The organism is Cupriavidus sp. WS, assembly GCF_000395345.1.
Lineage (GTDB): Bacteria > Pseudomonadota > Gammaproteobacteria > Burkholderiales > Burkholderiaceae > Cupriavidus > Cupriavidus basilensis_B.
Genome location: NZ_AQPL01000518.1, coordinates 1 through 2,659, shown reverse-complemented (window position 1 = coordinate 2,659; position 2,659 = coordinate 1). Strand labels below are relative to the sequence as shown.

Here is a 2,659-nt window from a genome sequence, read left to right as displayed (position 1 = left end):
ATTTCCTTTTCCAGCGCCGCGTAGGCCGCGCCAAGCTGGCCGCGCACGCGCGGGAGCCACGGCTCGTACTGCTTCTCGTCGGGCCGCAGGTTGCATTCGTAGACGATCTGCACGGTCTTCTCGCAGGCGGCCAGCGCCAGCCCGGCCACGCGCAGCGCGTGCTGGAGCGCGGGCAGGTCCGCCGGCATCAGGCTGCGGCCGGCCAGCACCGCCAGGTAGTCGAGGATCAGCCCCGACTCCATCAGCACCGTGCCGTCGTCGCATACCAGCGTGGGCGCCTTCACCACCGGGTTGATGGCCTGGAATTGCGTGAACGCGCGGAACACCGACACCGGTTTGTGTTCGAACGGCACCCCCAGCAGCCGCAGCGAGATGGCCACGCGGCGGACATAGGGCGAGTCGAGCATGCCGATGAGTTGCATATTGCCTCCGAGGAAAAGCCGGCCCGGGAACGGGCCGGCGAGGCATCAGCATAATCGATCCGTGGCGCGCCGCCGCGCCGGCTTCAGAACTTGTACGTCGCCGCCACGAACACGATGATCGGGCTCGGGCTGATGTCCGCCTTGGAGGTGGACAGCACGGTGCCGTCGGCGGCCTTGACGATCATCGACGAGGTGGTCTTGAGCGGGATGTACGTCACCGACGCGGTCAGCCCCCACTGGTCGGTGATGGCGAACGAGCCACCCAGGTTGAACACCGGCGCCCACGAGCTCGACGCCTTGGCCTCCACCGAGGTCGGGCCCGGCTTGCCGGCGCCGGCCGCCAGCGTGGCGCCGAGGTTGTTGTTGACCGACGCGGCGAAGGCCGGGTTGAGGTCGATGTTGGTGAAGAAGTTGTACGACACGCCGATGCCGACGAATGGCCGCACGCGCGCGGTCGGCTCCAGGAAGTGGTATTGCGCCATCACCGCCGGGCTCCACTGGCGCGCGCCGGTGATGATCGGGTTGAGGCTGGGGTCGCCCAGCGGCTGGCGGCCCAGCGCGCCGGCCGGCCCCGGCGGGATCAGGTCGCCGTGGCCGTGGAGCTTGAACTTGGGCGGCACGCCGGCCACCGTCGTCAGCGCGATGTGGTCGGTGAAGAAGTGGCTCACGGTCAGGCCCAGCGTGTCGGCGTTGGAGGTGCTGATGCTGCTGCCCGGCGCGCTGAACGAGGACGGCAGCCCGAGCGGGCCGTTGATCGGCGCGTCGATCACGCTGGTGGTGAAGGGGCTGCTGTGCCCGCTGGTGCTGATGTGGAACCAGCCCAGCGCGACCACGTTGTCGCCGGCCTTCTGCGCGTGCGCGGCCGGCATGGCGCCGAGCCAGGCCAGTGCCGCGGCCAGCAGCGGCGCGGCGAATCGAATGGCGTTCATCGTCATGTTGTGTTTCCGGATGTGTGTGGATCGCATGGCCGTCATTGCACGAACGCGCCGATGGTGAAATACGGGCTGCCGCCGCGCGACTCGAGGAAGCCGAACACGCCGCCGGTGAACATGAACTTGCCGGTCGGGCCGCCCGCGGCGCCACCCTTGCGCGTGGTCGTCACCACGCCCGGCACCTGCTGCGCGTAGTCCAGCGCGAACGCCGTGGCCAGCGACGCGTCCGAGGCGCGGAACGGGTCGAGCATGGTGGCGTCCGGCCCCACCAGCGCGGTGGTGCGGTAGTCGAAGCTGCTGTCCACGCCCACGTATTCGCCGTTGACCGAGCCCTGCGCGACGGCCGCCGCCGGCGCCATCATGCCGATGCCGATCTCGTCGTCGGCACCGAGCGGCATGCCGCCCAGCACGCCGCCGATCGAGCCGCTGGCGTAGCCCACGCGGATCATCACCGGCACCAGCTGCCCGCGCAGCTTGCCCACGATCAGGTAGGCGCGCCCGAGCGTGCCGCCCAGCGTGGGCGGCAGCTCGGCCGCGTAGTTGGTCGACAGCAGCGCGCCGCCGGCGGTGGGCACGAACTTGTTGCCCTTCTGCGCGCAGGTGCCGCCGGGCTTGTTGTCGCACACCAGGAACGAGCCGTCGGCGGCCAGCGTCATGCGGTAGTCCTGCGCCACGGTCTGGAAGTTCTTCGACGGCACCTCGTGGAAGCCCGAGCCGTTGTACTGGCCGGCGATCTTGCCGAGGTCGGTCTCGGTCTGCGCGAAGCCGATGAACTGGAAGTACGGGAAGGTGGTGTCGGGCACCACGCCCGCGCCGGCCACGCCGTCGAACTGGATGCGCGCGCCGGGGATGGTGCCGCCGGCCACGCCCTCGCCCACGAACAGCCGCGCCGGGCGGTTCGGGTCGAGGCTGGCGCCGGCGAGCTGGAACGCGCACTGGTTGAGCTTCTCGGTGGGCAGCCCGGTCTCGGGCTGCAGCTTGCCGCTCATCACGTTGCTGCCGCTGGCGGTGTCGCTGCGCGTGGGCTGCACGGTGCCGGTGGCGCGCGGCACCGACGAATCGAGGAACGTCACCTGCCAGGTCATCTTGCTGGTGTCGATCTGCACCTTGACCAGCTCGCCCGAGCCGGTGCCGCCGGTGAAGGTGGTGGTGTAGTCGAGCGCGGCCGGGCACAGCCGCACGGGGATCGCCGCGGCCGGCGCGGCGCTGGTGTGGTCGCCGTCGCCGCCGCCGCCGCAGGCGGCCAGCAGCGCGGCGCCGGCGAGCGCCAGCGCGTAGCGCGCCAGCCGGGACGCGCGGCGCGCG

Annotated in this window: 3 protein-coding genes; all 3 read right to left on the bottom strand. The window is 71.0% G+C overall.

What is annotated here, in order from left to right; translation table 11 throughout:
- A partial coding sequence (locus K206_RS0133265; protein WP_020206623.1) for a glutathione S-transferase family protein occupies window positions 1-422 on the bottom strand: 422 nt, incomplete at its 3' end.
- Between the two features lie 83 nt (window positions 423-505).
- Window positions 506-1,351 carry an OmpW family protein gene (locus K206_RS0133260; protein ID WP_029044377.1) on the bottom strand — a complete coding sequence of 282 codons (846 nt, stop codon included), beginning with the start codon at window positions 1,349-1,351 and terminating at the stop codon, window positions 506-508.
- 41 nt (window positions 1,352-1,392) lie between these two features.
- Window positions 1,393-2,640, bottom strand: a complete 1,248-nt coding sequence (locus tag K206_RS0133255) for a DUF2957 domain-containing protein (protein WP_059410974.1) — start codon at window positions 2,638-2,640, stop codon at window positions 1,393-1,395.
- Window positions 2,641-2,659 lie beyond the last annotated feature (19 nt).